The organism is Streptomyces anatolicus, assembly GCF_019400875.1.
GTDB classification, from domain to species: Bacteria; Actinomycetota; Actinomycetes; order Streptomycetales; family Streptomycetaceae; genus Streptomyces; species Streptomyces anatolicus.
Genome location: NZ_WMBF01000826.1, coordinates 1 through 1,334, shown reverse-complemented (window position 1 = coordinate 1,334; position 1,334 = coordinate 1). Strand labels below are relative to the sequence as shown.

The window sequence follows — 1,334 nt, the reverse complement described above, 5'->3', positions numbered from 1 at the left end:
GTGGCCTACCGTCCCCGGCTCCCATGGCGGTTGAGGACCAGCCGGGTAGGGGCATCCCTCTCGGGGATCGTCTGGGGCCACGGCATGCCCCCGCGCCCCGGTGTGATCGAGCCGAGCACGCTCGCGTGCCGCGCCCCCGTGCTCGTCGGGACCGTTCCCGGCAGGCCGTGCAGGGTCAGGAAGCCGAGGACCGCGAAGGCGTACGCCTCCTTCGCCGCGGACGGCAGGCCCAGCTCGTCGGAGGAGCGCACCGGGATGCCGCCCCCCAACTCGGCCCGCAGGAAGGCCATCAGCACCGGATTGCGCGTGCCCCCGCCGGAGACGATGACCTCCGACGCCTTCACCGAGCGGACGGCGTCGGCGGCCGTGCGGGCCGCGAGACGGGTGAGCGTGGCGGCGACGTCTTCCGTGGTCAGGGCCTCGTACCCCTTCAACGCCATACGCAGATACGGCAGATGGAAGAGTTCCTTGCCCGTCGTCTTCGGTGCCGGACGCGCGTAATACGGCTCGGCGAGGAGACGGTCGAGGAGAGCCGCGTGGACCGTCCCCCGGGCGGCCAGCTCGCCGTCCAGGTCGCAGGAGAGGCGGCCGCCCGTCGCCTCGCTCACCGCGGCGTCGAGCAGGGCGTTGGCGGGGCCCGTGTCGAAGGCCGTGCCGTCGGCGGCGGTGATGTTCGCGATGCCGCCGAGGTTCAGCGCGGCGGGGGCGCCGGGGCGGCCGCTCAGCCACATCCGGTCCACCAGGCTGACCAGGGGAGCGCCCTGGCCGCCCGCCGCGATGTCGCGTGGACGGAAGTCGGCGACCACCGGGAGCCCGGTGGCCTCGGCGATCCAGGCGGGCTGGCCGATCTGGAGGGTGCCGTGCACCTGTCCCTCATCCACCCAGTGGTAGACCGTCTGGCCGTGCGAGGCGACCAACTGGGCCCGCCCGTCGCACAGTTCGCGGTCCGCCTCGACCGCGGCGGCGGCGAAGGCGCGGCCGATGGCGGTGTCCAGGCGGCAGACGTCGGCGAGCGTGGTGGTCGCGGGCGGCAGCGCGGCGGCGAGCGAGGCGCGCAGCCCTTCGTCGTAGCCACGGCTGATCAGCCCCAGGGGGGTGAGCTTCAGACGGTCCCCGTCGAGGGTCAGATCGGCCGCTGCCGCGTCGATCGCGTCGTACGAGGTCCCTGACATGAGCCCGATCACGCGCACGTGGGGCCTCCTTCTCGGTCGGCTCACCAATGAGCTTGATCATCGCATCCCGTGGGAGGCGGGCGGCGGGTCTTCCCCGAACGCGGCACGGGGTGCAGCCGCGTACGGGCACCGCTCGGGCGGTTCAGCGTGCCTCAGGGGGGC

General features: G+C 73.8%; 1 protein-coding gene. It reads right to left on the bottom strand.

Annotation, left to right across the window (positions count from 1 at the left end; all coding sequences use genetic code 11):
• Positions 1-5: 5 nt before the first annotated feature.
• Entirely contained in the window at positions 6-1,190 is a 1,185-nt protein-coding gene (locus GKQ77_RS32760) for an anhydro-N-acetylmuramic acid kinase (RefSeq protein ID WP_219692784.1), read from the bottom strand.
• Between the last annotated feature and the right edge of the window lie 144 nt (positions 1,191-1,334).